The 25,520-nt window shown below is 65.2% G+C and carries 25 protein-coding genes and 1 pseudogene; 16 read left to right on the forward strand and 10 right to left on the reverse strand.

The features are described 5' to 3' along the window. Both aguB and AC1TXO_RS04855 read right to left on the reverse strand, forming a co-directional pair. Complete coding sequence (gene aguB, locus AC1TXO_RS04850) at window positions 1-897, reverse strand: N-carbamoylputrescine amidase (protein ID WP_486405268.1); 897 nt, start codon at window positions 895-897, stop codon at window positions 1-3. After that, window positions 894-1,949: an agmatine deiminase family protein gene (locus AC1TXO_RS04855; protein WP_486405269.1), complete on the reverse strand. Its 1,056-nt coding sequence runs from the start codon at window positions 1,947-1,949 to the stop codon at window positions 894-896. The genes aguB and AC1TXO_RS04855 overlap by 4 nt, the downstream gene beginning before the upstream one ends. A 135-nt stretch (window positions 1,950-2,084) precedes the next feature. Here AC1TXO_RS04855 and AC1TXO_RS04860 point away from each other — a divergent pair, with 135 nt between their 5' ends. The 4 genes from AC1TXO_RS04860 to AC1TXO_RS04875 all read left to right on the forward strand — a co-directional run bounded on the left by AC1TXO_RS04860 (window position 2,085) and on the right by AC1TXO_RS04875 (window position 6,199). Then, entirely contained in the window at window positions 2,085-2,945 is an 861-nt protein-coding gene (locus tag AC1TXO_RS04860; RefSeq protein ID WP_486405270.1) for a LysR substrate-binding domain-containing protein, read from the forward strand. 190 nt (window positions 2,946-3,135) lie between these two features. Then, window positions 3,136-4,347, forward strand: a complete 1,212-nt coding sequence (gene fabV / locus AC1TXO_RS04865; RefSeq protein WP_486405271.1) for an enoyl-ACP reductase FabV — start codon at window positions 3,136-3,138, stop codon at window positions 4,345-4,347. A 166-nt stretch (window positions 4,348-4,513) separates the two neighbouring features. Next, on the forward strand, window positions 4,514-5,200 hold the full coding sequence (locus AC1TXO_RS04870) for an N-acetyltransferase (protein ID WP_486405272.1): 687 nt from the start codon (window positions 4,514-4,516) through the stop codon (window positions 5,198-5,200). A 90-nt stretch (window positions 5,201-5,290) separates the two neighbouring features. Beyond that, a complete protein-coding gene (locus AC1TXO_RS04875; RefSeq protein WP_486405273.1) occupies window positions 5,291-6,199 on the forward strand; it encodes an alpha/beta hydrolase family protein in 909 nt (302 codons plus the stop codon). A 38-nt stretch (window positions 6,200-6,237) separates the two neighbouring features. Here AC1TXO_RS04875 and AC1TXO_RS04880 read toward each other — a convergent pair whose 3' ends face one another. Genes AC1TXO_RS04880 through folM form a run of 3 tightly spaced genes read right to left on the reverse strand, consistent with a single transcriptional unit; the run spans window position 6,238 to window position 7,571 of the window. Continuing rightward, the gene (locus AC1TXO_RS04880; protein ID WP_486405274.1) at window positions 6,238-6,579 is read right to left on the reverse strand and encodes a HopJ type III effector protein; all 342 of its coding nucleotides are present in this window, start codon (window positions 6,577-6,579) and stop codon (window positions 6,238-6,240) included. Then, window positions 6,572-6,868 (reverse strand): DUF1244 domain-containing protein, encoded by a 297-nt coding sequence (locus AC1TXO_RS04885; RefSeq protein ID WP_063543065.1) that lies wholly within the window; start codon window positions 6,866-6,868, stop codon window positions 6,572-6,574. Before AC1TXO_RS04885 ends, AC1TXO_RS04880 begins: the two co-directional genes overlap by 8 nt. 10 nt (window positions 6,869-6,878) lie before the next feature. Next, window positions 6,879-7,571, reverse strand: a complete 693-nt coding sequence (folM, locus tag AC1TXO_RS04890) for a dihydromonapterin reductase (protein ID WP_486405275.1) — start codon at window positions 7,569-7,571, stop codon at window positions 6,879-6,881. Between the two features lie 176 nt (window positions 7,572-7,747). Between folM and AC1TXO_RS04895 the strand changes: the two genes are divergently transcribed. After that, window positions 7,748-8,686: a MerR family transcriptional regulator gene (locus tag AC1TXO_RS04895; RefSeq protein WP_486405276.1), complete on the forward strand. Its 939-nt coding sequence runs from the start codon at window positions 7,748-7,750 to the stop codon at window positions 8,684-8,686. Here the strand turns inward: AC1TXO_RS04895 and AC1TXO_RS04900 are convergent. Together AC1TXO_RS04900 and AC1TXO_RS04905 are read right to left on the reverse strand one after the other, a co-directional pair. Continuing rightward, on the reverse strand, window positions 8,671-9,288 hold the full coding sequence (locus AC1TXO_RS04900; RefSeq protein WP_486405277.1) for a hypothetical protein: 618 nt from the start codon (window positions 9,286-9,288) through the stop codon (window positions 8,671-8,673). The two genes, AC1TXO_RS04895 and AC1TXO_RS04900, sit on opposite strands and share 16 nt — an antisense overlap. A gap of 73 nt (window positions 9,289-9,361) precedes the next feature. Further along, entirely contained in the window at window positions 9,362-9,793 is a 432-nt protein-coding gene (locus AC1TXO_RS04905) for a PAS domain S-box protein (protein ID WP_486405278.1), read from the reverse strand. Between the two features lie 91 nt (window positions 9,794-9,884). Between AC1TXO_RS04905 and AC1TXO_RS04910 the strand changes: the two genes are divergently transcribed. Continuing rightward, window positions 9,885-10,340 (forward strand): flavodoxin, encoded by a 456-nt coding sequence (locus AC1TXO_RS04910; protein ID WP_486405279.1) that lies wholly within the window; start codon window positions 9,885-9,887, stop codon window positions 10,338-10,340. Here the strand turns inward: AC1TXO_RS04910 and AC1TXO_RS04915 are convergent. After that, window positions 10,321-11,223 (reverse strand): LysR family transcriptional regulator, encoded by a 903-nt coding sequence (locus tag AC1TXO_RS04915; protein WP_486405280.1) that lies wholly within the window; start codon window positions 11,221-11,223, stop codon window positions 10,321-10,323. The two genes, AC1TXO_RS04910 and AC1TXO_RS04915, sit on opposite strands and share 20 nt — an antisense overlap. A gap of 95 nt (window positions 11,224-11,318) precedes the next feature. Here AC1TXO_RS04915 and AC1TXO_RS04920 point away from each other — a divergent pair, with 95 nt between their 5' ends. From AC1TXO_RS04920 to AC1TXO_RS04940, 5 genes are all read left to right on the forward strand, one after another. Next, the gene (locus AC1TXO_RS04920) at window positions 11,319-11,705 is read left to right on the forward strand and encodes a CidA/LrgA family protein (protein ID WP_486405281.1); all 387 of its coding nucleotides are present in this window, start codon (window positions 11,319-11,321) and stop codon (window positions 11,703-11,705) included. Continuing rightward, the gene (locus AC1TXO_RS04925; RefSeq protein WP_486405282.1) at window positions 11,695-12,381 is read left to right on the forward strand and encodes an LrgB family protein; all 687 of its coding nucleotides are present in this window, start codon (window positions 11,695-11,697) and stop codon (window positions 12,379-12,381) included. The genes AC1TXO_RS04920 and AC1TXO_RS04925 overlap by 11 nt, the downstream gene beginning before the upstream one ends. 176 nt (window positions 12,382-12,557) lie before the next feature. Continuing rightward, entirely contained in the window at window positions 12,558-13,463 is a 906-nt protein-coding gene (locus AC1TXO_RS04930; RefSeq protein WP_486405283.1) for an alpha/beta fold hydrolase, read from the forward strand. 118 nt (window positions 13,464-13,581) lie between these two features. Further along, window positions 13,582-14,496, forward strand: a complete 915-nt coding sequence (locus AC1TXO_RS04935) for an SDR family oxidoreductase (protein WP_486405284.1) — start codon at window positions 13,582-13,584, stop codon at window positions 14,494-14,496. Between the two features lie 303 nt (window positions 14,497-14,799). Beyond that, window positions 14,800-17,907, forward strand: a complete 3,108-nt coding sequence (locus AC1TXO_RS04940) for a dermonecrotic toxin domain-containing protein (protein WP_486405285.1) — start codon at window positions 14,800-14,802, stop codon at window positions 17,905-17,907. 2 nt (window positions 17,908-17,909) lie between these two features. Here AC1TXO_RS04940 and AC1TXO_RS04945 read toward each other — a convergent pair whose 3' ends face one another. Then, the gene (locus AC1TXO_RS04945; RefSeq protein WP_486405286.1) at window positions 17,910-18,689 is read right to left on the reverse strand and encodes an IclR family transcriptional regulator; all 780 of its coding nucleotides are present in this window, start codon (window positions 18,687-18,689) and stop codon (window positions 17,910-17,912) included. Between the two features lie 196 nt (window positions 18,690-18,885). On the opposite strand from AC1TXO_RS04945, the gene hmgA reads away from it, so the two are divergent. The 4 genes and pseudogenes from hmgA (at window position 18,886) to AC1TXO_RS04965 (ending at window position 23,570) form a co-directional block, all read left to right on the forward strand. Beyond that, complete coding sequence (hmgA, locus tag AC1TXO_RS04950) at window positions 18,886-20,187, forward strand: homogentisate 1,2-dioxygenase (RefSeq protein WP_486405287.1); 1,302 nt, start codon at window positions 18,886-18,888, stop codon at window positions 20,185-20,187. A 3-nt stretch (window positions 20,188-20,190) separates the two neighbouring features. Then, on the forward strand, window positions 20,191-21,483 hold the full coding sequence (fahA, locus tag AC1TXO_RS04955) for a fumarylacetoacetase (protein ID WP_486405288.1): 1,293 nt from the start codon (window positions 20,191-20,193) through the stop codon (window positions 21,481-21,483). Between the two features lie 12 nt (window positions 21,484-21,495). Further along, window positions 21,496-22,134 carry a maleylacetoacetate isomerase gene (gene maiA / locus AC1TXO_RS04960; RefSeq protein WP_486405289.1) on the forward strand — a complete coding sequence of 213 codons (639 nt, stop codon included), beginning with the start codon at window positions 21,496-21,498 and terminating at the stop codon, window positions 22,132-22,134. Between the two features lie 81 nt (window positions 22,135-22,215). Then, window positions 22,216-23,570, forward strand: a pseudogene (locus AC1TXO_RS04965) (MFS transporter). On the opposite strand, the gene AC1TXO_RS04970 reads toward AC1TXO_RS04965, so the two are convergent. Next, entirely contained in the window at window positions 23,559-24,365 is an 807-nt protein-coding gene (locus AC1TXO_RS04970; protein WP_486405290.1) for a SirB1 family protein, read from the reverse strand. The pseudogene AC1TXO_RS04965 and the gene AC1TXO_RS04970 overlap by 12 nt on opposite strands. A 123-nt stretch (window positions 24,366-24,488) precedes the next feature. On the opposite strand from AC1TXO_RS04970, the gene AC1TXO_RS04975 reads away from it, so the two are divergent. Next, on the forward strand, window positions 24,489-25,508 hold the full coding sequence (locus AC1TXO_RS04975) for a Glu/Leu/Phe/Val dehydrogenase family protein (RefSeq protein ID WP_486405291.1): 1,020 nt from the start codon (window positions 24,489-24,491) through the stop codon (window positions 25,506-25,508). Window positions 25,509-25,520 lie beyond the last annotated feature (12 nt).

The following is a 25,520-nucleotide window of genomic DNA, read 5'->3' on the forward strand; positions in this document are numbered from 1 at the left end:
TCAGGCCCTCGTCGGTGTTGGTGTGCGGCCGTCGAGGGTCATCAACGGTGCGTACATTTCGGGACGGCGGTCGCGGTAGATGCCCCAGCTCAGGCGGTCTTCACGCATGCGCGCCAGGTCCAGGTCGTGCAGCCACACGCCGCTGCCGTCGCGATCGGCTTCGGCGAGCAGGGCGCCCTTGTGGTCGCAGATGAACGAGGAGCCGTAGAAGCGCATCGACAGCTGTTCGTCGCTGCGCGCCACTTCATGACCGATGCGGTTGGCGGCCACCACCGGCAGCAGGTTGGCCGCGGCATGGCCGCGCATCGCCATCTGCCAGTGGTCGCGCGAGTCCAGGTCGGCGGCGCCGGGCTCCGAGCCGATGGCCGTGGGGAACAACAACACCTCGGCGCCCAGCAGTGCCAGGCAGCGCGCAGTCTCGGGGAACCACTGGTCCCAGCAGATGCCGATGCCCAGGCGGCCGAAGGCGGTGTCCCAGACCTTGAAGCCGGTGTCGCCGGGGCTGAAGTACTCTTTCTCCTGATAGCCGATGGCGTTGGGGATATGGGTCTTGCGGTAGACCCCCAGCAGGCGGCCGTCGGCGTCGGCCACGGTCAGTGAATTGAAGAAGGCGTTGCCGGCGCGCTCGTACCAGCTCAGCGGCAGCACCACCCCCAGCTCCCTGGCCAACGCGGCGAAGCGGCGCAGCAGCGGGCTATCGTGGTAGTCCTGGGCCAGCGCCTGGTGGCTGTGGCACTGCTCGATGCAGAAGTACGGCGTGGCGAACAGCTCCTGCAGCAGGACCACCTGCGCGCCCTGGGCGGCGGCCTGGCGCACCAGTTGCTCGGCACGGTCGAGGTTGGCCGCAAGGTCCCAGTCGCAGCTCATTTGCGTGGTGGCAATGCGCAGCCGGCTCATGGGCGCTCCTCCACCACCGGCCAGGCCGGCTGTTGCTGGGTGATGCAATGGATGCCACCGCCACCGTAGGCGATGTGATCGATGCGCACCGGCACGATCTCGCGCTCGGGGAAGGCCAGGGCCAGCTGACGCGCGGCGGCCTGGTCGGCGTCGATGCCGTAGGCGGGCATGATCACTGCGCCGTTGGCCAGGTAGAAATTGGTGTAGGAGGCGCAGAACACCGCGGCGTTCGGGTCCACGGCGGCGCTGGCTTCGAACAGCTCGAGCAGCTCGAATCGGCGGCCCTGGGCGTCGCGGGCCAGTTCCAGGGCGCGGCGGTTCTCCCGGGCGACTTCGGCGTAGACCGAGCCCTGCTCGTGGGTGGCATCGACCAGCAGCACGCCAGGCCGGGCGAAGGCGCAGACCCCATCGACGTGGCCATCGGTCATGTCGCCGGTGACGTACTGCGGATCGCCCGGCAGCCAGATGGTCTTGCGGATGCCCAGCAGGCGGGCGAAGCAGTCCTCGAAGTCGGCCTTGCTCAGGCCGGGATTGCGGTTGGGGTTGAGCAGCACCGATTCGGTAGTGATCAGGGTGCCTTCACCGTCCACGTGAATTGCCCCGCCTTCGTTGCACAGGGGCGTGCTGAAACCGTCGATGCCCAGGTGGTCGAGAATGCGCCGGCCCAGGCTGCGGTCCAGGTCATGCTCGGACTTGCCGCCCCAGGCGTTGAAGCGCCAGCTCAGGCCGGCCAGGCCGTGCTGCGGGTGGGCGATGAAGGTCGGCCCGCTGTCGCGGCACCAGCTGTCGTCCACGTCCAGCTCGATCAGTTCGATGCCGGCGCCGCACAGGGCGCGGGCGCTGGCCACGGCAGACGGCGCGACGACCATCTTCACCGGCTCGAAGCGGGCGATGGCGCTGGCGACCCGGGCATAGTCGCGCTGCACGTCGGCGAGGGTCACGTTCCAGCCGGACTCCCACACGGCCTGGTTGTGCGGCCAGATCATCCAGGTGGCGGCGTGGCGGGCCCATTCGGCGGGCATGCGCCAGCCGCTGGCGATGGACAGGTCCATGGTTAGCTCCAAAGTATTAGTGATTTTTATCAACGAAGCCCGCCGTCGCGGGTGTTGTCGTCCATGATATGGCTATGAACTGGCGCAGACTAACGATAGATTTAGCGTATTTCTGATTAGCAGGGCTTATCGATCATGCTCAAACACTGGCCACCCCTTAATGCCCTGCGCGGCTTCGAGGCTGCGGCGCGGCTGGGCAGTTTTCACAAGGCGGCCGAGGCGCTGAACCTTACCCAGTCGGCGATCAGCCAGCAGATCCGCAGCCTGGAGAGCTACCTGGAACAACCGCTGTTCCATCGGGCCGGGCGCAGCGTCAGCCTGACCGATGCCGGGCACGACCTGCTCAGCACCACGCAGATCCTGCTGCAGCAACTGGCGGTGGGCATCCGCCGACTGGACCAGTACCGCAAGCCCAACCAACTGGTGGTCAACACCACCCCGGCCTTTGCCCGGCACTGGCTGTTGCCGCGCCTGGCGGACTTCCACGCGCGTTGTCCACAGGTGGACCTGTGGCTGTTCACCAGCTTCGAGGCGCCGGACATGGCCACCCAGACCATCGACCTGGCCGTGCGCGACGACCTCGATGCCCAGGCCGAATGCACCTTTGCCGTGCTGCATCACGACCAGCTGTACCCGGCGTGCCATCCGTCGCTGCTGGCAACCGCGCAGGAACGCCGCACCACCTTGCACGGCGAGCGCGAAATGGACTGGAGCCACTGGCAACTGGAGGGCGGCGAGGCGGTCGGGCAGCAGGGCAAGGGGCTGAACTTTTCCGACCCGGGGCTGCTCTTGGACGCGGCGGGGGAGGGGTTGGGGATTGCTTTGGTCAGCCAGTTGCTGGCGCAGCGACTGGTGGACGAAGGGCGCCTGCAGGCGCTGTCGGCGCAGCGGGTACGCGGGCCTGCATGGAGTTGCCTGGTGCACCGTGACAGCCAGGATGATCCGCTGGCCCGCCAGTTTCTGGCGTGGCTGCGCGAAGCCTTGGACCCCCACTGAGCAGTCAATTCTTGTGGGAGCGCCGAACCGCCGCTCCTACAAGAAACGCGTCGGTTTTGGATTCGGGTTTTGCTTGGGGCCTTGACCCCGTAATATGTGTCGGATGACTTGCGGGGGTAGTCTCACCCTCTGATCAATCGGAACCGCCCTCGCGGCGCTTCCCCAGCATAAACCTGACGAGGTACAGACATTGGCCATCATTCATCCCAAGGTACGCGGTTTCATCTGCACCACGACTCACCCCAAGGGCTGCGAGCTCAACGTCCGTGACCAGATCGAAGCCACCCGCAAGCTGGGCGTGCGCGAGGATGGTCCGAAGAAAGTCCTGGTGATCGGTGCCTCCAGCGGCTACGGCCTGGCAGCCCGCATCACCGCGGCTTTCGGCTTCAAGGCCGACACCCTGGGCGTGTTCTTCGAGAAGCCGGGCACCGAGACCAAGGCCGGCACCGCAGGCTGGTACAACGCCGCCGCCTTCGACAAGTTCGCCAAGGCCGAGGGCCTGTACAGCAAGTCGATCAACGGTGACGCTTTCTCCGACGAAGCCCGCGCCAAGGTGATCGAGCTGATCAGGAACGAGATGGGTGGCAAGGTCGACCTGGTCATCTACTCGCTGGCCTCCCCGGTGCGCAAGCTGCCACAGACCGGCGAGCTGATCCGCTCGGCGCTCAAGCCGATCGGCCAGCCGTACAAGTCGACCGCCATCGACACCAACAAGGACACCATCATCGAGGCCAGCATCGAGCCGGCCACCGAGCAGGAAATCGCCGACACCGTCACCGTCATGGGTGGCCAGGACTGGCAGCTGTGGATCGACGCCCTGGCCGGCGCCGACGTGCTCGCCGAAGGCGCGCGCACCGTGGCCTTCAGCTACATCGGCACCGAAATCACCTGGCCGATCTACTGGCACGGCGCCCTGGGCCAGGCCAAGCAGGACCTGGACGAAACCGCCCTGCGCCTGGACAGGAAGCTGGCTGGTGAAGTCAAGGGCGGCGCCAATGTTGCCGTGCTCAAGTCGGTGGTCACCCAGGCCAGCTCGGCCATCCCGGTGATGCCGCTGTACCTGTCGATGGTCTTCAAGATCATGCAGGAGAAGGGCGTTCACGAAGGTACCCAAGACCAGCTCGACCGCATGTTCCGCGACCGCCTGTACCGCGCCGACGGCGCCCCGGCCGAGGTCGACGAGAAGGCCCGCCTGCGCCTGGACGACTGGGAGCTGCGCGACGACGTACAGGACGCCTGCAAGGCCATGTGGCCGCAAGTCACCACCGAGAACCTGTTCCAACTGACCGACTATGCCGGTTACAAGAAACAGTTCCTCAACCTGTTCGGCTTCGAGCGTGCTGACGTCAACTACGACGAAGACGTGGCCACCGACGTACGGTTCGACTGCATCGAGCTGTAAGCAAGGCCTTGACCGCGCAGCCGTTTGTCACGGTTGTGCGGTTCCCTACTGGGTCTTGTTAACATTCTGCAACAAATCCCTGTCTGGCCCTTTGCCATGGGCGCTTTCTCCCTGATCTATACAGCAGCTATTGGTCCGGCAATCTCGCCTGGGCCGGGGAGGCAGCATGCGCGCATTGCAAAAACTACAAGAACGGATCCGCCAGAAGGGTCTCAAGCGTACCTTCAAGACGTTCATCGAACGCTACGTGTTCTTCCACTGGGAACTGCTGTGGATGGAACGCGACCTGGTCAGCCCGGTGCCGCCGTATACCCTCAAGGAACACCCCCCGGTGACATTGGTGCAGATCACCACCGACAACGCCGATGCCTTCGCGCGCTACTTCGGTGACCGCGTGCAGACCATGCGTGAACTGGCAGCCGAAGGTCACACCGGGCACATGTACCTCGATGAAAAAGGCGACGCAGTGGCGTTCATCTGGGCCAGCGTGGTCGACTATTACGACAAGCACTACTACGGCTGCACCTTTCCGGTGAAGCCGGGCGAGTTCTTCGAGTTCGGTGGCGAGATGACCCGGCGCTATTTCGGCAGCGAGTTGTCGGTGACGGCCCAGGTCGAGCTGTGGAACGCCATGCATGCCAAGGGCTGCCACAAGGTGGTGGATGTGGTCGAGACCCACAACGTGCCGGCCATGAAGCTGCACCTGCGCATGGGCTATCACGAGCAGGGCCGGGTGATGCATGTGTACGGTCTGTTCGGGCGCTGGAAACTGTTCCGCGAGACGCGCTACGACGGCTCGCGCCTGGAGGTGCTGCGCAAGCCCGGGGTGGCACGGGCGTCGGCCACTGCCTGAAACCGGTACAGGCAGCGAAAAGTTTGCTAGCGTGGGCGGATGACAAGAAACGTCGTCCGCCTCCCGGCGCGACGTCGCAGGGAGCCCGCCATGAGCAGCCTGACCCAACCCGCGACTGCCTTTCGCCATGAAGCTGCCGACGGCTACAGCCTCGGCGGCTTCCAATGGCGCCATGCCGAAGCCGATCCCCGGCGCCCGCTGGTGATCATCAATGCCGCGACGTCGGTGCGCTGCCGCTACTACTCGCGTTTCGCCGACTACCTGTTCGCCCACGGCTTCGACGTGCTGAGCTACGACTACCGTGGTATCGGCGAGTCGCGCCCGCCTTCGCTGCGCGGCTTCCAGGCGTCGTGGAGCGATTGGGGCCGGCTCGATTTCGAGGCGATGCTGCAGCGCGCCAGCGTCGAGTTTCCTGGCCAGCCGGTGAATGTGGTCGGGCACAGTTTCGGAGGCTGGGCGACTGGCCTTGCGCCTTCGGCCGGGCAGGTGCAGCGGCTGGTGATGGTCGGCGCGCAGTTTGCCTACTGGCGTGACTACGCTGCCCCGGGGCGCTGGCGGATGGTCGGCAAGTGGCACGTGCTGATGCCGCTGCTCACCCGCGCGCTGGGCTACTTCCCCGGCAAGCGCCTGGGCTGGATGGAAGACACCCCGGCCGGAGTGGTGCGTGACTGGAGTACACCGACGTCGCGCTATGAACAGCGCCCAAGCGGCAGGCTGTTACCGGTACGGCCGTTTGCCCAGGTTCAGGCTGCAGCCCTGGCGGTGAGCCTGAGCGACGATCCATTCGGCACTGTTGCGGCGACGGACCGGCTGCTGGGGTACCTGGAGCATGCCGAACCCAGCCATCTGCGCGTCAGGCCCGCGGATATCGGTGAGCAGGAGGTCGGCCATTTCGCGTTCTTCCACGATCGCTTTCGCGAGAACCTGTGGCCGATTGCGCTGCAGTGGTTGCGTGATGGCGTGTTGTCGGAGCGGGTGCCGGGACAGCGCATGAGGTGATGGGGCCGGCGCGACTACTGCTGCGCCGGCCGCTTCGCTCAGGCGTTGCGGGTCAACGGCTGGGCGGCGAACTTCACCCCGGCCAGGCCGTGGCTGATCAGTGCGCGGATATTGCCGTGGTCACTGCCCTCGGGAGTGGCCAGTACGCTGCGGTAGTGTTCACCAAAGGCCAGCAGTGCTTCCTGGTCGCTCAGCCCTTCCAGCAGGGCCAGGCCCAGGGTCTTGCACGAGCCTTCGTTCTGCCCGGCGGCGTTTTCCACGCCACCGTTGTCGAAGGCCTGCGGCTGGTAGCTGTAGTGGGCGGCGACGAAGGCCAGGGTGTCGGCGAAAACATGCTCGCCGCTGGCGAGGCTGCTACGCAGGGTGTTCAGGTCAGTCACGGGGTTTTCCTTGTTCGAACGCCGCTTGCTGCTCGGCGCTGGCTTCTTTCTGGTATTGGGCTTTCCACTCGGCATAGGGCATGCCGTACACCGCTTCGCGGGCGTCGTCCAGGCTCAGTTCGACCTGGCGCTCGTCGGCGGCGGCCTTGTACCACTTGGACAGGCAGTTGCGGCAGAAGCCGGAGAGGTTCATCAGGTCGATGTTCTGCACGTCGGTGCGCTTTTGCAGGTGGTCGACCAGGCGCCGGAACGCGGCGGCTTCGAGTTCGAGCTGTTGTTGCTCAGTCATGGCGATTCTCTCAGGTCATGCGGTTCTTCAGATGGCGGCCACCGTTGATGACCACCTGGCTGCCGGTGCTGTACTGGCTGTGCAGCAGGAACATCACCGCCTCGATCAGCGGCTGCGCACCGGGTTCGAATTCCAGCAGGGCTTTTTGCAGGGTCTGCCGGCGGTACTGTTCGTCGCCGCCTTCCTTGAGGATCAGCAGGCCCGGCAGGATACCGTTGACGCGCACCCTGGGCGCGTATTTTTCGGCGAACGACAGCACCATGTTCTGCAGCGCGGCCTTGGTCGCGGCATAGCCGATATGGCTCTTGCTGCCGCGCGAGGAGGTTTCGTCGCAGATGTGGATGATGTCGGCCTTCTCGACCTTGGCCAGTTGTTCGCCCAGGGCCAGGTTGAGGTGGTAGGGCGCCTCGACGTGCAGGCGGAACATGGTTTCCAGGCTGCGCAGGTCGTCGTCCAGCCACAGCGAGGCGTTGTGGATGATCGCGCGCAGGCCGTCGTAGTGCTGCTGCAGGTGTTCGACGAGGGCCAGGCGGTCGTCCTCGCGGGTGAGATCGGCCTGGAACTGCTCGATGTTCGGGTGTGGGGCCTGCGGGCGGATGCTGCGGCTGGCGCTGACCACCTGATGGCCGGCCTCGGCCAGCGCCAGGGCCAGGGCCAGTCCGACGCGCTGGCTGGCTCCGGTGATGAGGATTGGGCTGTTCATGTGCGGGGCAGTCTGTTCGTCTGTTCGTTCGTGCCCCAGCATACCCGAACTGTGCAGGCTTGCGAGCCCGGCCCGAGGCCAGTGCGGGCGACATCGACAGGCCCGTTGCACTGACCTGTGGCCGATCCGGGCGTAGAATACCCGTCACGAATCTACCAGGCCGAGTTGTCACGCCCATGAAAGAACCACAAGCGAGCGCCCCGATCGATCGTGGGCTGGAGCACCAGGAACTGTTCCCGATCCGCGAGGTGTCGCGCCTGACCGGCGTCAACCCGGTGACCCTGCGGGCCTGGGAGCGCCGCTACGGGCTGATCCAGCCAACCCGCACCGAGAGTGGCCATCGCCTCTACTCGCAGGCCGACATCGACGCCATCGGCAGCATCCTCGGCTGGCTGCGCCGAGGGGTGGCCGTCAGCAAGGTCGGCAGCATCCTGGCGCGCAGCCAGCGCCTGGATGAACAGACCTGGGTCGGCACCAGCGTCGGCGACAGCGCGCGCTGGCAGGCGCAGATACGCGAGTCGCTGGCCCGGTTCGACAACGCTGCGCTGGGGCGGTTGTTCGAGCAGGTGTTCGTCAGCCATGCCCTGGAGCAGGTGTTTGCCGAGGTGTTCATGCCGGTGTGGCACGCCTTGCGCACCGGGTCCGGCTTCGGGCAGCACAGCGAGTGGCTGTTCCTCGATCAGTTCCTGCGCGCGCGGGTGTTGCTGCGCTTGCAACTGATGCGCGAACCGAGCAGCCGCCGGGTGCTGCTGTCACCCCTGTCGCAGGACTGCAAGGAGCTGGAATTGCTGGTCGCAGGGTTGCTGTTGGGCAGTGATGAAGTGGCGATCACGGTGCTGGCGGCGGGGCAGCCTGTGGAGGAACTGGCGCTGGTCTGCGAGCGCCTCGCACCGGATGCGCTGGTGCTGTTCGGCAATCAGCGTCCGTCCGGCGAGCTGGACAAGCGCCTGGTACGGCTGGCGCAGGGCCTCGGTTGCCCGTTGCTGCTGGCGGGCGAAACCGCCGAGATGGCCCAGGACAGCCTAGAAGGCGGGCCGGTCGGCTGCCTGGGGGCACAGGGGGGATTGATGAAGCAGCGTTTGCGTCAGTACCTGAACGGTCAGATCGATACCTGAGTGTGCAGCTCCGGGTGCGCCCGACGGTGGGCCTGGAGGATGTACTCGCGCAGGCGGTCGATTTCGTCGCTGGCGCTGTGGCTGAGGTCGTAGGCGGCGAGGTCCGGACCGATGCGCCGGCGCAGTGCACCGTGCAATGCGATCGGCTCGATACCGCTTGGTGCGAAGTACAGCTCGAAGCGCGCAGGCGGTTGCGCCTGGCTGTCCATCTGCAGCAGCACGCCCTTGAACGAAATGTCACGCACCCACAGGCTGCTCTGCACGCCGCGGGCATCGACCAGCGCCGCCGGCTCGTCCAGCGACAGGCGCCAGGGCCGCAGCATAGGGCCGTCTTCATAGATTTCCGGAGAGCCCAGTTGCAGGTGCAGGGCGTGGAATTCGTCTTCGACCAGTTGCAGCGGGATGCTGATCTGCTGGTTGTTGAACTGCGCCTGCAGGGTGACCTGTTCGTTGGCCACCAGGCGGGTGAGCAATTGCTGCAGACGACGATCACCATTGACCAGCAGGCTCGACGTCGGATCGGCCAGGTTCAATTGGGGGGTGTGCTGCATGTCCTGAATGAAATCCAGCTCATCCTGAGTAAGGAGGGCGTCTGCTTGCATGGTCGGACTCGGATCGGGCGTCGTCGGTGGGTTCTTCATAGCCATGGACTGTGCCCGGGGCGTTTGGTTCAGGTCAGTGGACGGATGGTTGCCCGTCCAGTCGCGTTCGTGCCTCGGCCAGCTCGCGTTCGAGCTCGACCTGGCGGCTGACATCCTTCTGGATGCCGATGAAATAGGTGCGTCGATCGGCCTCGTTGTACACCGGGGTGATCGACAGTTCGTTCCAGAACCCGCTGCCGTCCTTGCGGTAGTTGCGCAGCACTTCGCGACACGCCCGGCCTTCGGCCAGGGCCTTGCGGATGCGTGCGCGTGCCAGCTGGTCGCGGTCCTCGCCCTGGAGGAAGCGGCAGTCCTGGTAGAGAATCTCGTCGCGCGCGTAGCCGGTCAGGCGTTCGAAAGCGGCATTCACGTAGATCAGGATGGTGTCGTCACCTTCCTGCTCAGCGACCACGATGCCGTCGTGCGACGCATCGATCATGGCGTGCAGCAATTGCGCGTTGATCATCTTCCCGGCCATTGGGTTCAGGGGAGCGGCCTTTTGCCACCGCCGAATGCTAGTATCCTACGTTTTCACTCAGTTTCGGAATCCTCTCCTGATGAAAGTCGCCATTATTTCCGGTTCGGTGTACGGCACCGCTGAAGAAGTCGCCCGTCACGCCGAAGCCTTGCTCAAGGCTGCCGGTTTCGATGCCTGGCATGCGGCGCGTGCCACCCTCGAGGATCTGCGCGGTTTTGCGCCCCAGGCCCTGCTGGCGGTGACTTCGACCACCGGGATGGGCGAGCTGCCGGACAGCCTGATGCCGCTGTACAGCAGCATTCGCGATGTGCTGCCCGGTGAGTGGCGCGGCCTACCGGGCGCGGTACTGGCGTTGGGCGATTCGAGCTACGGTGACACCTACTGCGGCGGCGGCGAGCAGATGCGCGAGCTGTTCGCCGAACTCGGAGTGCGCGAAGTGCAACCGATGTTGCGCCTGGATGCCAGCGAAACCGTGACCCCGGAGACCGATGCCGAGCCCTGGCTGGCGGAGTTGGTCAATCTGTTGAAGGGTTGAGCCGCGGATCACGTTCGCGCAGCAACGCCAGCCACGCCTGTGCGGCCCGGGACAGATAGGCCCCGCGCCGCCAGATGAAGGCAATGTCCCAGCGCAGGTGATCCGGCTCGACCAGCGGCAACCTCACCACACCATCGCGCTCCAGCCCGCGTGCTACCACACTGGGCAAAAGCACCACGCCCTGGCCGGCGGCCACCAGCGCGGCGAGAAAGTCGGCCTGGCCGCTGCGCCCGCCTTCCTTCGGGGTGAAACCGGCCTGCTCGCAGGCGCTGAGCAGCTTGTCGTTGAGCATGAAACTGCGGTGGTACAGCAGGAAGGGCGTATCGGCCAGTTGCCGCAGGGTCACCCCGGCGAGCCCGGCCAGGGCATGGTCGTCTGGCAACAGGGCATCGAGGGGTTCGTTGCAGAACGGCTGGAAGTCGAACGCCGGATCGCTTGGGGTGACGCTGCCGCCCAGTTCCAGCTCGCCACTGTGCACGCCCTGTTCGACGATGCGGCTGCCACCTTCGACCAGGTGGATGGTGATGTTCGGGTAGCGCCGCCGGTATTCGGCGAACAGGCTGGCGAACAACGCTTCGCCACCGACCAGCGGCAGGCCCAGGCGCAATTCGCCACGGGCCATCTGGCTGAGATCGTCGAGCTCGGTCAGCAGCTCCTGACGCTGACGCAGCAGCGCCTCGCCACGTTCGAGCACGATACGCCCGGCCGCCGTCAGGTGCAGTTGCGAGCCCTGGCGTTCGAGCAGGGGCTGGCCCAGGTCGTCCTCCAGCTGAGCCACCTGTTTGCTCACCGCCGACTGGCTGATGTGCAGGGTGAGTGCGGCCTGAGTGAAGCCGCCGCGGTGAACCACTTCGATGAAGCTGCGCAGGTGCTTGAATTCCATTGTCTGAATTCCATTTTGGAATTGATGGCAGTCTAACAATTCGCTTCTGGCGTGGGCAGTGGCTTTCTAGAATGTCGCTATCCCGAGGACCTGCCATGAAAGCTGCCATTTATCCTGCTCTGCCCCGCCTGTTCGGCGAACTGCTGATATTGCTCGCCCTTTACCTGATCGGCGGCCAGTTGGTCGCCTGGCTGGACTGGCCTATCCCTGCCGGCGTAATGGGTATGGGCCTGCTGTTGGCGCTGTTCGCCGCAGGGGCGCTGAAACCGATTACCCTGCAACGCGGCGCCAGCTGGCTGATGGCGCAGATGCTGCTGTTCTTCATCCCGGCGCTGATGAGCCTGCTCGACTACGGCAGCCTGATGCGCAGCGAAGGCTGGCGCATCCTGCTGGTGATCAGCCTGAGCACCCTGGTGGTGATGGTCGTGACTGCCGTGACCGTCGAACTGGTATGTCGCTGGAGCCTGCGCCATGAATCCTGAACCCATGCCATTGTTCTGGCTGGCCCTGACCGTCGGGGCCTACCTGCTCAGCCGCTGGCTGTATGGCCGCACCGGGCGTTACCTGTTGTCGCCGCTGGTACTGGTTCCGGCGCTGCTGCTGGCGGTGGCCGTGCCGCTGCACACCGCCTACGCCGAATATGCCCGCAACACCCATTGGCTGATCGGGGTGCTGGGGCCGGTGACCGTGGCCTTCGCCGTGCCGATCTGGCAGCAACGGGCGATGCTGGCCCGGCATTGGCCGGCACTGTTGCTGGGCATGCTCGCCGGGAGCATGGCTTCGATCGCCAGTTCATGGGGCCTGGCGCACCTGCTGGCGCTGGACGATGCGGTCAGTCGGTCGCTGGTGCCACGCTCGATCACCACGCCCTTCGCCATGCCACTGGCCCATGACCTGGGGGGGATCCCGGAGCTCACTGCCGTGTTCGTGATGTTCACCGGCGTGCTCGGGGCGTTGTTCGGCGGTGTGCTGCTGCGCGTCCTGCCGCTGCGCACGTCACTGGCGCGTGGCGCGCTGTTCGGTGTCGGCGCTCACGGTGCCGGGGTCAGCCGGGCCCATGAAGTGGGCGGCGAGGAAGGCTCGGTGGCCGGGCTGGTGATGGTGCTGACCGGTTTGCTCAACCTGTTCGCGGCACCCTTGCTGACTCGCCTGCTATGACCGTTCGTGCCAGTGTCCTGCACGGTCATCAAGCTGGCTGCCAAGGTAAGTTCCGTCGCGCAGGGCGCTGACTAGACTCAGCCTCGACATAGAGAGCACATGCAAGTGCCGAGGTGAAATGCAATGAACGCAGCCTTGCCCTATACCGTCAACACCTGATCTGCGGGACGATTCCGATGCCTTTGGCCGAAATTCCATTGTGCGTCTGGCGTACCCGGGGGCAGAGTTTTTCCTTCCGGGGCCAGAGCATCCGTTATTGGACAGCAGGGCAGGGAGAGCCCTTGCTGCTGTTGCATGGCTTTCCTACCGCCAGCTGGGACTGGCACTACCTGTGGGCTCCGCTGGCGCAGCGCTTTCGCGTGGTGGCCTGCGACATGCTCGGTTTCGGTGATTCGGCCAAGCCGGCCAATCACGAGTACAGCCTGCTGGAGCAGGCCGACCTGCAACAGGCACTGCTCGATCACTTGCGCATCGAGCAGCCGGTGCACCTGCTGGCCCACGACTACGGCGGCAGCGTCGCCCAGGAACTGCTGGCGCGACACCACGAAGGACGCGCCGATATTGCCAGTTGCGCGTTTCTCAACAGCGCGTTGTTCCCCGAGCTGTGCCCGTTGCTGCTGGTGCAGAAGCTGTTGCTCAGCCCGCTGGGCTGGCTGGTGGCGCGCTCGTTCGGGCGCGATGACCTGGTGCGCAATGTCAGCCAGATCTACGGCCCCTGCACCCACCCCAGCGAAAGCGCGCTGGATGATTGCTGGAGTTTGATGGTGTCGAATCGTGGCACGCGTATCCTGCACAAGCTGATGGCCTGCGTGGCGGAGCGACGTGCGCAGCGGCAACGCTGGGTCGGCGCACTGCAGGCCGAAGGCGTACCGTTGCGGCTGATCAACGGGGCGGTCGATCCGTTGTCGGGTGTGCACATGGTCGAGCGCTACCGGCAACTGGTACCGGCTGCCGACACGGTGGTGTTGCAGGGTATCGGCCACTATCCGCATACCGAGGCGCCGGTGCAGGTGCTGCGTCATTACCTGGCGTTTCGCGAGCGGCCCCTGAGCTATGTGCCGCAGCGGGTCGCCTGGTCCTGAGCCCGGTAATCATCGCCCTGTGTTATCGCCCGCCATTCAGCGTCAGTGCGCTTGATTGTCCGCGCCACGAGGGTGGCGGACACTCCTGGCATTCCCATCCCTGCCTGGAGCCTTGAGCATGAGCGAGCCGGTAAACCTGCAAGACCGTGTGGTGATCGTCACGGGGGCCGGCGGCGGCCTGGGCCGTGCCCACGCGCTGCTGTTCGCCGCGCGTGGCGCGCGGGTGGTGGTCAATGACCTGGGTGGCTCGACCCACGGTGAAGGCGCCAGTGCCTCGGCTGCCGACCGGGTGGTGGAGCAGATCCGTGCCGCGGGCGGCACGGCGGTGGCCAACCATGACTCGGTGGCCGACGGCGCACGGATCGTCGAGCAGGCGCTGGACAGCTTCGGTCGCGTCGATGTGCTGGTGAACAACGCCGGCATCCTGCGCGACAAGACCTTCCACAAGATGGAAGAAGCCGACTGGGACCAGGTCTACCGTGTTCATGTCGAAGGAGCCTACAAGGTTACCCACGCTGCCTGGCCACACCTGCGCCAGCAGAACTGGGGACGGGTGATCTTCACCGCCTCGACATCGGGCATCTATGGCAATTTCGGCCAGGCCAACTACGGCATGGCCAAGCTGGGGCTGTACGGCCTGACCCGCACCCTGGCCATCGAAGGGCGCAAGCACGGCATCCTGGTCAATGCCATTGCGCCCACGGGCGGCACGCGCATGACCGAAGGCCTGATCCCGCCGCAGGTGTTCGAACGCCTCAAGCCCGAGCTGATCAGCCCGTTGGTGGTGTACCTGGGCAGTGATCAGTGCCACGACAGCGGCGAGTTGTTCGAGGTTGGCGGTGGCTGGGTCGGCAAGGTGCGCTGGGAGCGCAGCCTGGGTGTGGGGTTCGATCCGCGCGAGGGCTTCACCCCTGAGCAGGTCGCGGATAACTGGGGGCGGATCGGCGATTTCGAAGGCGCGGTGCACCCGCAGGACTCGTTGCAGGCCTTGCAGCAGATGATGGCCAACCTGCAGAAATATCCGCTGGGGTGACGCTCGCTGCCCGACGCCCCGCGAGGCATAAAAAAGGCCGCTGCAATGGCAGCGGCCAACAAGACGTAAGATCAAGGAGCTTCAAAATCAACGTCGGGGAACGGCGCCGTGAAAAGCGGGGGAAGCTCTTCTCGATTGCCGCCACCAGCAGAATAAGGCGTTGATCTGTCGGGAAAAACAGCGCCTGGTGACATTCTCTTTTGCTCAATGGGTAACAGTGCCTCGCACGGTAGCGTTACCTGCCTGCTCGCAAGACGCGTTTCAAGCAATGTGCGCCTCCACCAAAATCTTGAGAGGTTGCCAATGCTGTCGTTTGATCATTTCTGTGATTTGGGCAATACGCCGAAAAACCTGTCCAAGACCCAGCTGCATCAGCTGATCGTGCAGCATGTGTGCGAGTTGCAGCGGCTTTTCCGAAGCATCCCCATGATCGGGGCCGACGACCCGGACCCTGTCGCGCGCCTCGCGCCATGGTGGGAGGCGCAATCGACCTTGACGTTGAACATGCAGACAGTGGCAGACCGTGTGATCGCGCTGCTGGAGCTTGAGTGCGAGGTGCTCGCCGGTCGGTTTCCCGATTGGCGGGAGGATATCCTGGCACTGATGGAGAGCGGTTTTGACGCCGAAGGCCAGCTGGTGTTCATCCAGGCAGGCAATCTCAAGGTCAGGATTCCTGCGGTCATGGCCATGGTCAGCGACCAGGAGCAGGGCAGTTTCCTGCTGTACAGCCTGGCCGGAGGTGTCTGGTACGACAGGCACCGATCGAAGGTCGCCGCTGGCTTATGGGAGCGTATAGCCCAGAGCCCGTGGCGACGCCTGCTGAGCAAATCCGATCGACGTGCGTTGGCGGCAGCCGGCTCGATGACGCTGGTATTCGAGCCAACCGACGTGGCGCCTCACAGGTATCTGGTGGAGGCCCTGCGTGACTACCAGCAGACCGGAGTGGGCAAGTTGCTGGAGCTTGGCGCCGATGATCCTCAGCACGAACAGCGGCTGCGCCAGCTGATACACATGCAGTCCGTGCTCGATGATGTGCAGGCTCGTGTGGCCAAGGCGCTGCGGCGTCTTCGTGCGAGTCGGCTGCCGGAATGGCGCCGTCTTCTCGAAGGTGACGACCTGGCGCTTCTTCAAGCGCTGGAGGCAACGGTCAAGGCCAGGCAGAAGGCCAGCAACCAGCTGCTGGGCAATCTGAGCGATGTCCGACTGTATGCCATGGACGCCTTGCGCAGTCATATCCAGGAGCACACCGGCCTGACCCTGGACCCGGCACAGGTTCAACTCAAGCTCAGCGGCGACACGATCAGCAGTCGCCTGCCCGCCAAGGTGACGCAGCGCAGCCTGATCAGTTGGGCGTTGAGCGGCGGGTACGCGGGAGAAGCCATCGAGGTGCAGGCAGCCGATGTGTCACTGCAGGAGGCACTCACCCCGGCCTTCATCCAGGAAATGGTCCAGGCTCTGGACCTGCGCGTCGCCTTCGTCCGGCAACTCGAGAACCTGTATGAAGACCCAGCCCAAATGGATGCGCTGAAGGCGGTTCTGGATGCCCGCCTGGCCCTGACCAACCAGTCGGCACGCTTTCAGGGTTATCCGCAGCAGATCTTCGAGGTTCTGCAGAGCGCCCGCCGCGGTGAGCTGGAGGGCATTCAGGCGGCGCTCGTGCACATCAACCAAGGCGAAGTGGCGTTGCGCGACTTCCTCTGCCTGGTCGAAGGCGATACGCATGTGTTGTACGCCCCGGGTGCGCCGAGAGGCGATCTCCACCTGTTTTCGTCCCTGGAAGCGATGACGCTTGAGGTCGGCAATTGGACGGTTGAACCCGCTGGCACCAAATACCTGTTGGAGCAGTGCGCGCTAGGTCAACGTCAGGCAATGACCGCGCACCTGGCAACCGTCGAGCTGATGCCCACCGACTGGTCACGGCACTGCCTCAGCCTGTCGCCTATCGAGGCGACCGAATGGTCCGAGGTGCTCGAGGCCGTCGCGCAACGCAGGATCCAGGGGCTGATCGACGATCAGCATGCGGTCACCCCACAGTGGTTTACCGATGCGGCCCCTGCTGATCGTCAGGCGCTGAACGACCTTGACCAGTTGCTGAAGCTGGCCCATGCCGATTATCTGCAGATCACGCCGATGCCCGGCTTTCGTGAGTACGCCCGCCGCAAGGTGCGCAGAAAGCTCAAGGAATATCCCGGGAACAAGGGCGGACCGATCGACCCCGATACGGTGATGGTGGAGCTCGAGGAGGGGGCGATCCGCACGCTGACCTTGACCGTTATCAAAGGTTACGCGGCCAGCTTCAACTTCGCCGATTTCGCACGTATCTCCTCGAGCACCGGCCAGGACTTGTCGCATCTGAGCCCACAGCTCCTGGATAGCTACATCCGCAGTGCCAAGCTCGGTGAGGCCTATATCGAAAAGCTGCGTGCACTGTTCCTCGATCCGGCGCGCCCCGAGTATGCGCAGCAGCGTCGGGCACACCGTCGGTTGTGTGCACTGAGATTACGCCGGGACGCGGTCAGCGAAACACTCGAGGGTCGCCTGCAACCTGCCCATGCGCAGTGGTTGGCGACGGTATCGGACTCGTTCGACAGTGAGGAAATAGACCCCGCCTGCGAGGTTCATGAGCTTGAAATTGCCGACTGCGTGATCGAGGGCGGGTACCTGTTGAAAGACGCCCAAGGAGAGCTAGAGCCCTTGCTCTACCTGCCAGAGGTATCCACTGGCGGATGCTTCTGGACGCTCGCGCAGTTGGCCGAAGCCTGGGAGTCGCAGAAACTGGGCGACTACTGTTACGCGCGTACCTCCTACAGCCAGCAGCCGGCGATGGGGACCTTCATCGAAGAACATCTGCGCCAGGGCGATGGTCGTGACATGCTCATTGCCAGCGTGTCACCTGGCGCCCGCATCAGCGACTTCGCCGCTGACTTCGAGCCCCGTGTCCAGCGCTTGATCGAGTTCACCGACGAGGACACCACATCGGTGGCCGAGCGCGTTTCCGGGGTGGTGGTGGAGTGGGTGACCGCTATCGCGGGGGTACTGACCCTGCCATTCCCGCCGGCGGCACTCGCGTTGGGCCTGCTGGTGGCCGCCAAGGCGGCGGCCCAAGGGGCGATAGCCTGGTACGACGGTGACCGCGCAGCGGCGATGGGGCATTTCATCGATAGCCTCAAGGAAACCGCCCTGGCCGTGGGCGTTGCGCCAAGGCTGTTGAGCGCTGCCAGGCAATACCTGAAGACCGCCGGTCTGGTCGGCAAAACCGCAACGTCTTCCCCGCTCGCCAAGTTGGCCAGGTGCATGGTCAAGGAGTTGCACGAAACTGGAACGACGATGGCGCTCACGCTCAATGACGGTTTCGCCAACGAGGTGTTCTGGTTGATGGAGGATGAGGAGGAGGAACTGCGCTGCGGCTGAGTTCAAGCCGCCGAGTAGCCCATGCGCCAATTCACTGCCTGCGCAGCCGCCAGCAGGCGCTGGGCGGCCGGGCCGTTTTCGTCGGCATGGAAGATCGACGTCGGCCCGACTACAGTCATCACCGCTGCAATCTGCCCCATGGCGTTGAACACCGGCGCCGACAGGGCGTCCACACCCGGCATCAGCAAGCCGTGCACATGGTGCAGGCCGCGCGTACGGATTTGCGCGAGCAGCCCGGCATGCTCTTCAGCGCACTGCTGCATCGTGGCCAGCTCACGGTCGCGCAACTCCACGGTCTCGCGTTCAGGCAGGTGGGCAGCGAACACCAGGCCGGTGGATGAACTGAGCAAGGGCAGCACCGAGCCGATCTGCGTCACCACGGTCACTGCGCGCACGGCGGGTTCTATGCTCACCACCGTTGCCCCCTGGTTGCCCCACACCGCGATGAAGCAGGTCTCGTTCAGTTCGTCGCGCAACTGCGACAGGGGCAGGGCCGCGACCTTCAGTACGTCGATGCTGCCCAGCGCCGCCATTCCCACCCGCAGCGCCTCGCGGCCCAGGCCATAGTGATTGGTGGCCGGGTCCTGCTCGGCGAAGCCGCTGGCGATCAGCGCCTGCAGGTAGCGGTGGACCTTGCTGGCGGGCATCTGCACATGCTCGGCCAGGCGTGACAGCGACGTGGAGGGCGAGAGCTCGGCCAGGGCCTTGAGGATGTCGGTGCCGACTTCGGCGGAGCGAACCTTTTGCTTGCTGTTTTCAGCTGCAGCCTTTTCTTTGGGCATCGTAGGACGCATCCGGAAATCATCGTGGTCGACTTTATAACTTGACGCCTTCGCACAGGCAAATTACGTTATTCGTAATCGGATTACGAAAAAAAACAAATTCAGACGCGCTATGCCCCCTCGCAGTGATCGGTTTGCGCCGATTCGGGCCAGCAGCGTTCTGCCAGCAACGGCTCCCCCGAGCCCGGAGGCCCCGATGACCCGCGACACCTCTCCCGAACTCAGCTACCTGAGCGGCTTCGGCAACGAATTCGCCAGCGAAGCCTTGCCCGGTGCGCTGCCGGTCGGGCAGAACTCTCCGCAGAAAGCGCCCTATGGACTGTACGCCGAGTTGCTGTCCGGCACTGCGTTCACCATGCCGCGCAGCGAACTGCGCCGCACCTGGCTGTACCGCATCCGGCCTTCGGCCCTGCACCCACGCTTCGAACGCCTGGAGCGCCAGCCATTGGTCGGCCCGTTGGCGGCGCCCAGCCCCAATCGCCTGCGCTGGAATCCGCAGCCCATCCCCTCCGAACCCACCGACTTCATCGAGGGCTGGTTGCCCATGGTGGCCAATGCCGCTGCCGACAAGCCGTCTGGGGTGAGCGTCTATCTCTACTGCGCCAACCGCAGCATGCAGCGGGTGTTCTTCAACGCCGACGGCGAACTGCTGCTGGTGCCGCAGCAGGGACGGCTGCACATCACCACCGAGTTGGGTGTGCTGCAGGTCGAACCACTGGAGATCGCGGTGATTCCGCGCGGCATGAAGTTTCGCGTCGAGCTGCCGGACGGCCAGGCACGCGGCTATATCGCCGAGAACCATGGCGCACCATTGCGCCTTCCCGACCTCGGCCCGATCGGCAGCAACGGCCTGGCCAACCCGCGCGACTTCCTCACCCCCGTCGCACACTACGAAGAAACCTGCGGCCCGGTGCAACTGGTGCAGAAGTTCCTCGGCGAGCACTGGGCCTGCCAGTTGCAGCATTCGCCGCTGGACGTGGTCGCCTGGCACGGTAGCAATGTGCCGTACAAGTACGACCTGCGCCGCTTCAACACCATCGGCACCGTCAGCTTCGACCACCCCGACCCATCGATCTTCACCGTCCTGACCTCGCCCACCAGCGTGCATGGCCTGGCCAACATGGACTTCGTGATTTTCCCGCCACGCTGGATGGTGGCCGAGAACACCTTCCGTCCACCGTGGTTCCACCGCAACCTGATGAACGAATTCATGGGCCTGATCGATGGCGCCTACGATGCCAAGGCCGAGGGCTTCCTGCCCGGCGGCGCTTCGCTGCACGGGGTGATGAGCGCCCATGGGCCGGACGCCGAAACCTGTGACAAGGCCATCTCCGCCGACCTCGCCCCGCACAAGATCGACCAGACCATGGCCTTCATGTTCGAGGCCAGCCAGGTGCTGCGCCCGAGCCAGCAGGCCCTCGAGAGCCCGCACTTGCAGGCCGACTACGACCGCTGCTGGGCAACGCTGCCGAGCACCTTCAATCCGCACCGGAGATGACCGATGAACCAGACCGCCACCGCCCGTAGCTGGGTCGAACACGCCAACGGACACCGCGACTTCCCGCTGCAGAACCTGCCGCTTGGCATCTTCAGTCGTCCGGGTCAGGCTCCACGTTGTGGCGTGGCCATTGGTGATGCCATCCTCGACCTGGATGCCGTGCTCGCCGCCGGCCTGTTCGAAGGCTCGGCCAAGGCGGCCGCCGAAGCGACACAAGGCGGCTCGTTGAATGCCTTTTTCGCCCTCGGACGCTCGGCTCGCGTCGCCCTGCGCGAGCGGTTGCAAGCCCTGCTCGGCGAGCACAGCGAGCACAAGGGCGCGCTGAAGGCGGCGTTGCATCCTGCTGCCGAGTGCGAGTTGCACCTGCCGGCCCGGGTGGGTGACTACACCGACTTTTATGTGGGTATCGAACACGCCAAGAATGTCGGCAAGCTGTTCCGGCCCGACAATCCACTGCTGCCCAACTACAAGCACGTGCCGATCGGCTACCACGGCCGCGCCTCGACCCTGCGTCCCTCCGGCACCGACGTTCGTCGGCCCAAGGGCCAGACGCTGCCGGCCGGGCAGACCGAGCCGAGCTTCGGCCCGTGCGCGCGGCTGGACTACGAGCTGGAGCTGGGTATCTGGATCGGCCAGGGCAATGACATGGGGCAGTCGATCGCCATCGGCGAGGCAGCCGAGCACGTCGCCGGCTTCTGTCTGCTCAACGACTGGTCGGCGCGTGACATCCAGGCCTGGGAATACCAGCCGCTGGGGCCGTTCCTGTCCAAGAGCTTCATCACCAGCGTCTCGCCCTGGGTGGTCACGGCCGAGGCGCTGGAGCCATTCCGCTGCGCCCAGCCGGCACGCCCGGAGGATGATCCGCAGCCGTTGTCGTACCTGCTAGACACGCGTGACCAGGCCGCTGGCGCCTTCGACATCGAGCTGGAAGTGCTGCTGCTCACCGCACGCATGCGTGAACAGGGCCTGCCGGCGCACCGCCTGACCCTGAGCAACACCCGCAGCATGTACTGGACCGTGGCGCAGATGGTGGCGCACCACAGCGTCAACGGCTGTCAGCTGCAACCGGGTGACCTGTTCGGCTCCGGCACCCTGTCCGGGGCCGAACCCGGCTCGTTCGGCAGCCTGCTGGAGATCACCGAGGGCGGCAAGCAGCCGGTGCACCTGGCCAGTGGTGAGGTGCGCAAGTTCCTCGAGGACGGCGACGAGATCATCCTGCGTGCGCGTTGCACCCGTGATGGCGTGGCCAGCATCGGTTTCGGCGAATGCCGCGGCACGGTTGTCGCAGCCAACTGAGAGGACAGGGCGATGCAGCTGTTCAGCTATTTCCGTTCCACCTCGTCCTACCGGGTGCGTATCGCCCTGGCGCTCAAGGGCCTGGACTACCAGGCGCTGCCGATCAACCTGCTCAAGGGTGAGCACCGCACCCCGGACTACCTGGCGCTCAACCCCCAGGGCCGGGTGCCGGCGCTGCGCACTGACGGCGGCGAGCTGCTGGTGCAGTCGCCGGCGATCATCGAGTACCTCGAGGAGTGCTACCCCGACACTGCGCTGCTGCCAAAGGGTGCCGAGGCCCGGGCCCGGGTCCGTGGGGTGGCGGCGATCATTGGCTGCGATGTGCACCCCTTGCACAACGTCAGCGTGCTCAACCAGTTGCGTCAGTTGGGGCACGATGAAGCCCAGGTCAACCAGTGGATCGCCCACTGGATTGGTCAGGGGCTGGCGGCCGTGGAGCAGCTGATCGGCGAGCAGGGCTTCTGCTTCGGTGACACGCCGGGGTTGGCGGATGCGTACCTGCTGCCGCAGTTGTATGCCGCCGAGCGGTTCAATGTCGATCTGGGCGCCTACCCGCGAATTCGTCGGGTCGCCGCCCTTGCCAGCAAGCATCCAGCCTTCATCGCGGCGCATCCGGCGAACCAGCCCGATACCCCTGAAGCCAGCGCGTAACCCTGCGGGCGTCGGCTCGTCTGGCGATAGGGGCGGCACCGACGCAGCACCTCTACAACAAAAACAACCGGGTACCTTGCGATGCACAACCAGATAGCCAGCTTCCGTGCGGCCCTTGATGGGCGTCCCGTGTCCTCTTATCAATGGCGCCTGCTGGTGCTGTTGATCCTGTTGCTGGTGACCGACGGCTATGACGCCCAGGTGCTGGGCTACGTGATCCCGGCCCTGGCCCAGGACTGGGGCCTGGAGAAGGCAGCGTTCGGTCCGGTGTTCAGCGCCAATCTGCTGGGGTTGACCCTCGGCTCGCTGGCCGTTACCCCCTTGGCCGACCGCTTCGGCGTGCGCCGGGTGCTGCTCTGGTGCGTGCTGCTGTATGCGAGCCTGACCCTGCTCATGGTGTTTTCCACGTCGCTGAACAGCCTGATGCTGGCGCGGTTCCTGTGCGGTATCGGCATGGGCGGGGCGATGCCCAGCGCAATGGCGCTGATGGCCGACTATGCGCCGCCGCGCCTGCGCACGCTGATGGTGACCCTCGCCGCCTGCGGGTTCTCTCTCGGTGGGGCGGCGGGGGCTTCGTCGCCGCCGGCTTCATCGACGGTTTCGGCTGGGAAGCGGTGTTTCTCGCCGGTGGCGTCGCGCCGCTGCTGCTGTTCCCTTTCCTGATGATGTTCCTGCCCGAATCGCTGCCCCGGTTGTTGCGTGATGCACCGCCCCATGTCCGCCTGCAACGCCTGGCCGCGCGTATGCTGCCGGGGTGGCAGGTGCCTGCGGCGCAAGTTGCCGAGAATGAGCCGGCGGCAGAAAAACTGACGGTGCTCGGCCTGTTCCGCGACGGCTTTGCCCGGCCGACCATGCTCATCTGGGGCACCTTCTTCGTCAGCCTGATCCTGCTGTACTTCATGATCAGCTGGCTGCCGTCACTGCTGCTGGAAAGTGGGCTGGCGCTGAAACAGGCCAACCTGGTGACCTCGCTGTTCCTGTTTGCCGGTACCTTCGGCGCGATCTGCCTGGCCTGGTGCGCCGATCGCATGGTCAACAAGGCGCGTCTGCTGGCGGCGGTGCTGCTCGGCGCCGCCGTGTTCAGTGTACTGGTCGGGGTCAATCATGCCGATCCACGCTGGCTGGTGCCGAGCGTGTTCGCCGCAGGCTTCTGCATCATCGGTGGGCAACTGACCCTCAATGCCTTCGTCAGCAATTTCTATCCGGCACAGGTGCGCGCCACCGGCACCGGCTGGGCGCTGGGTGTCGGGCGCTTCGGCTCGATCCTCGGGCCGCTGTTCGGCAGCTTGCTGCTGGCCATGCACATGCCGGTGGAGTGGATATTCTTCTTCTGCGCGATTCCGGCAGTGATCGCGGCGCTGCTGATCAGCCAGGTGCGTGCGCCGGGCAAGCAGGCCGATGCGCAGGTGGCAAAAGCCGAGGCGCTAGTGGATTGAGCGGTTCGTCGTCGGAAGCTGGGCGAGGCGTTCACCGAGCTTGAGGCGCTGCAGCGGATCTTCGGTCAACAGCAGCGCATGCTCCAGGTCGAAGCGCTCGGCCTGAGGGCAGTCCAGGCGCTGGTAGAGGGTGGCGCGGGCCAGGTAGTCGGCGACCTGCACGGGCCCCAGCTGCATCACCCGCTCGGCATCGACCAGCGCGGCCAGGTCGTTGTCGTTGCTGGCGTGCAACTGGCGCAGGTTGCGCGACAGACGCTGGAGCATCTGCAGCGGGCTGGCGCTGCGCAGGTGTTCGGCAGTGAGGGGCGTTTGCGGGCCATATTGGCGCTCGAGCAGTTCGCGGCAGTCCCGGGGGTACAGGCGTCTCCCGCCACAGGGGTCGAGCAGGTGATCGGCGCCCGGCACCCGCACGAGGAAATGGCCGGGAAAATTCACGCCTTCGAGCGGGATCGCCAGGCGTCGGGCCAGCTCAAGCGCCAGGATCGCCAGCAGCAATGGCTGGCCGCGACGGCGCTGCAGCACCTTGTCCATCAGTGCAGCCTGCGCCCGCAGGGGGTGGTATTCGTCCTGCTGGAAACCCAGTGCATTGAGCTGGCGCAGCAGTGGTTGTGCAAGTTCGCCAACCGGTAGCATCGGCAGGCGGGTATTGATCTCCTGATGCAGTTCGTTCACCCGCGAGAGATTGGCCGGGATATCGATTGCACGATCATGCTCGGCGGCGATCCACAGGGTGGCTTCCAGCAGGGCGACCGGCTCGCGCTCGAGGCAGGCCAGGCAGGCTTGACGTGGGTTCATCTGACTTCTCCACACACACTAGATTTTTAGCCTCGGCGGGCGGATTCGTCCAGTGGTCTGCCCGGGGCCTGAAGGGTGGCGGGCTGCCTATACTGGTGGGAGCACCTCGTGGGGAGCCAGCCGATGTTCGCGCTCATGCAAAGTACCCGTACCCAGTCCCTGCACCTGTGGAACGACCCGGCCACCGGCTTGCGGGCGGTGGTGGCCATTCACAGCGAGCATCTGGGACCGGCCATGGGCGGCTGTCGCTACCTGCCGTATGCCGACGATGAAAGCGCGATGACCGATGCCATTCATCTGGCCCAGGGCATGAGCTACAAGGCGGCATTGGCCGGGCTGGCGCTGGGCGGTGGCAAGGCGGTGATCGTGCGCAACCCCCATGTGGAAAACCGCGCGGCGCTGTTCGAGGCGTTCGGGCGTTTCGTCGACAGTCTGCAAGGGCGTTTCATCACGGCCGTGGACAGCGGCACTTCCACCCTGGACATGGACTGCATTGCCCAGGCCACGCCCCATGTGACCAGTACCACGGCCTCGGGCGATCCGTCGCCGCATGCGGCCATGGGCGTGTTCGCCGGAATCCGTGCCACCTCGATGGCGCGGCTGGGCAGCGACAATCTCGAAGGGTTGCGGGTGGCGGTACAGGGGCTGGGCAATGTTGGCTATGCGCTGGTCGAGCAGTTGCATGCCGCGGGTGCGGACCTGCTGGTCAGCGACCTCGATCCCGGCAGGGTCAGGCTGGCCGTCGAGCAGTTCGGCGCCCATCCGATCGCCAACGAGGGGCTGGTCAGCACCCCGTGCGATATCTTCGCCCCATGCGCGGTAGGGCCGGTGCTCAACGGCCAGAGTGTGATGAAATTGCGCTGCGCGGCGGTGGCCGGTGCGGCGAACCATCAATTGACCACCCTGGAGGTGGCCGATCAGCTGGAGAGCCGGGGCATCCTCTATGCGCCGGACTACGTGATCAATGCCGGTGGGCTGATCTACGTGGCCCTGACCCACCGTGGCGCGGACCCAGGCACCATCACCGCGCACCTGGCACGAATCCCCACGCGGTTGACCGAAGTGTTCGGCCATGCCCAGGCCGAAAAGCGCTCACCGGCACGGGTGGCGCAGATGTTGGCGGAGCGCTTGTTGTACGGTTGAGCAGTGCTGCAG

Source organism: Pseudomonas sp. FA117, from assembly GCF_057370475.1.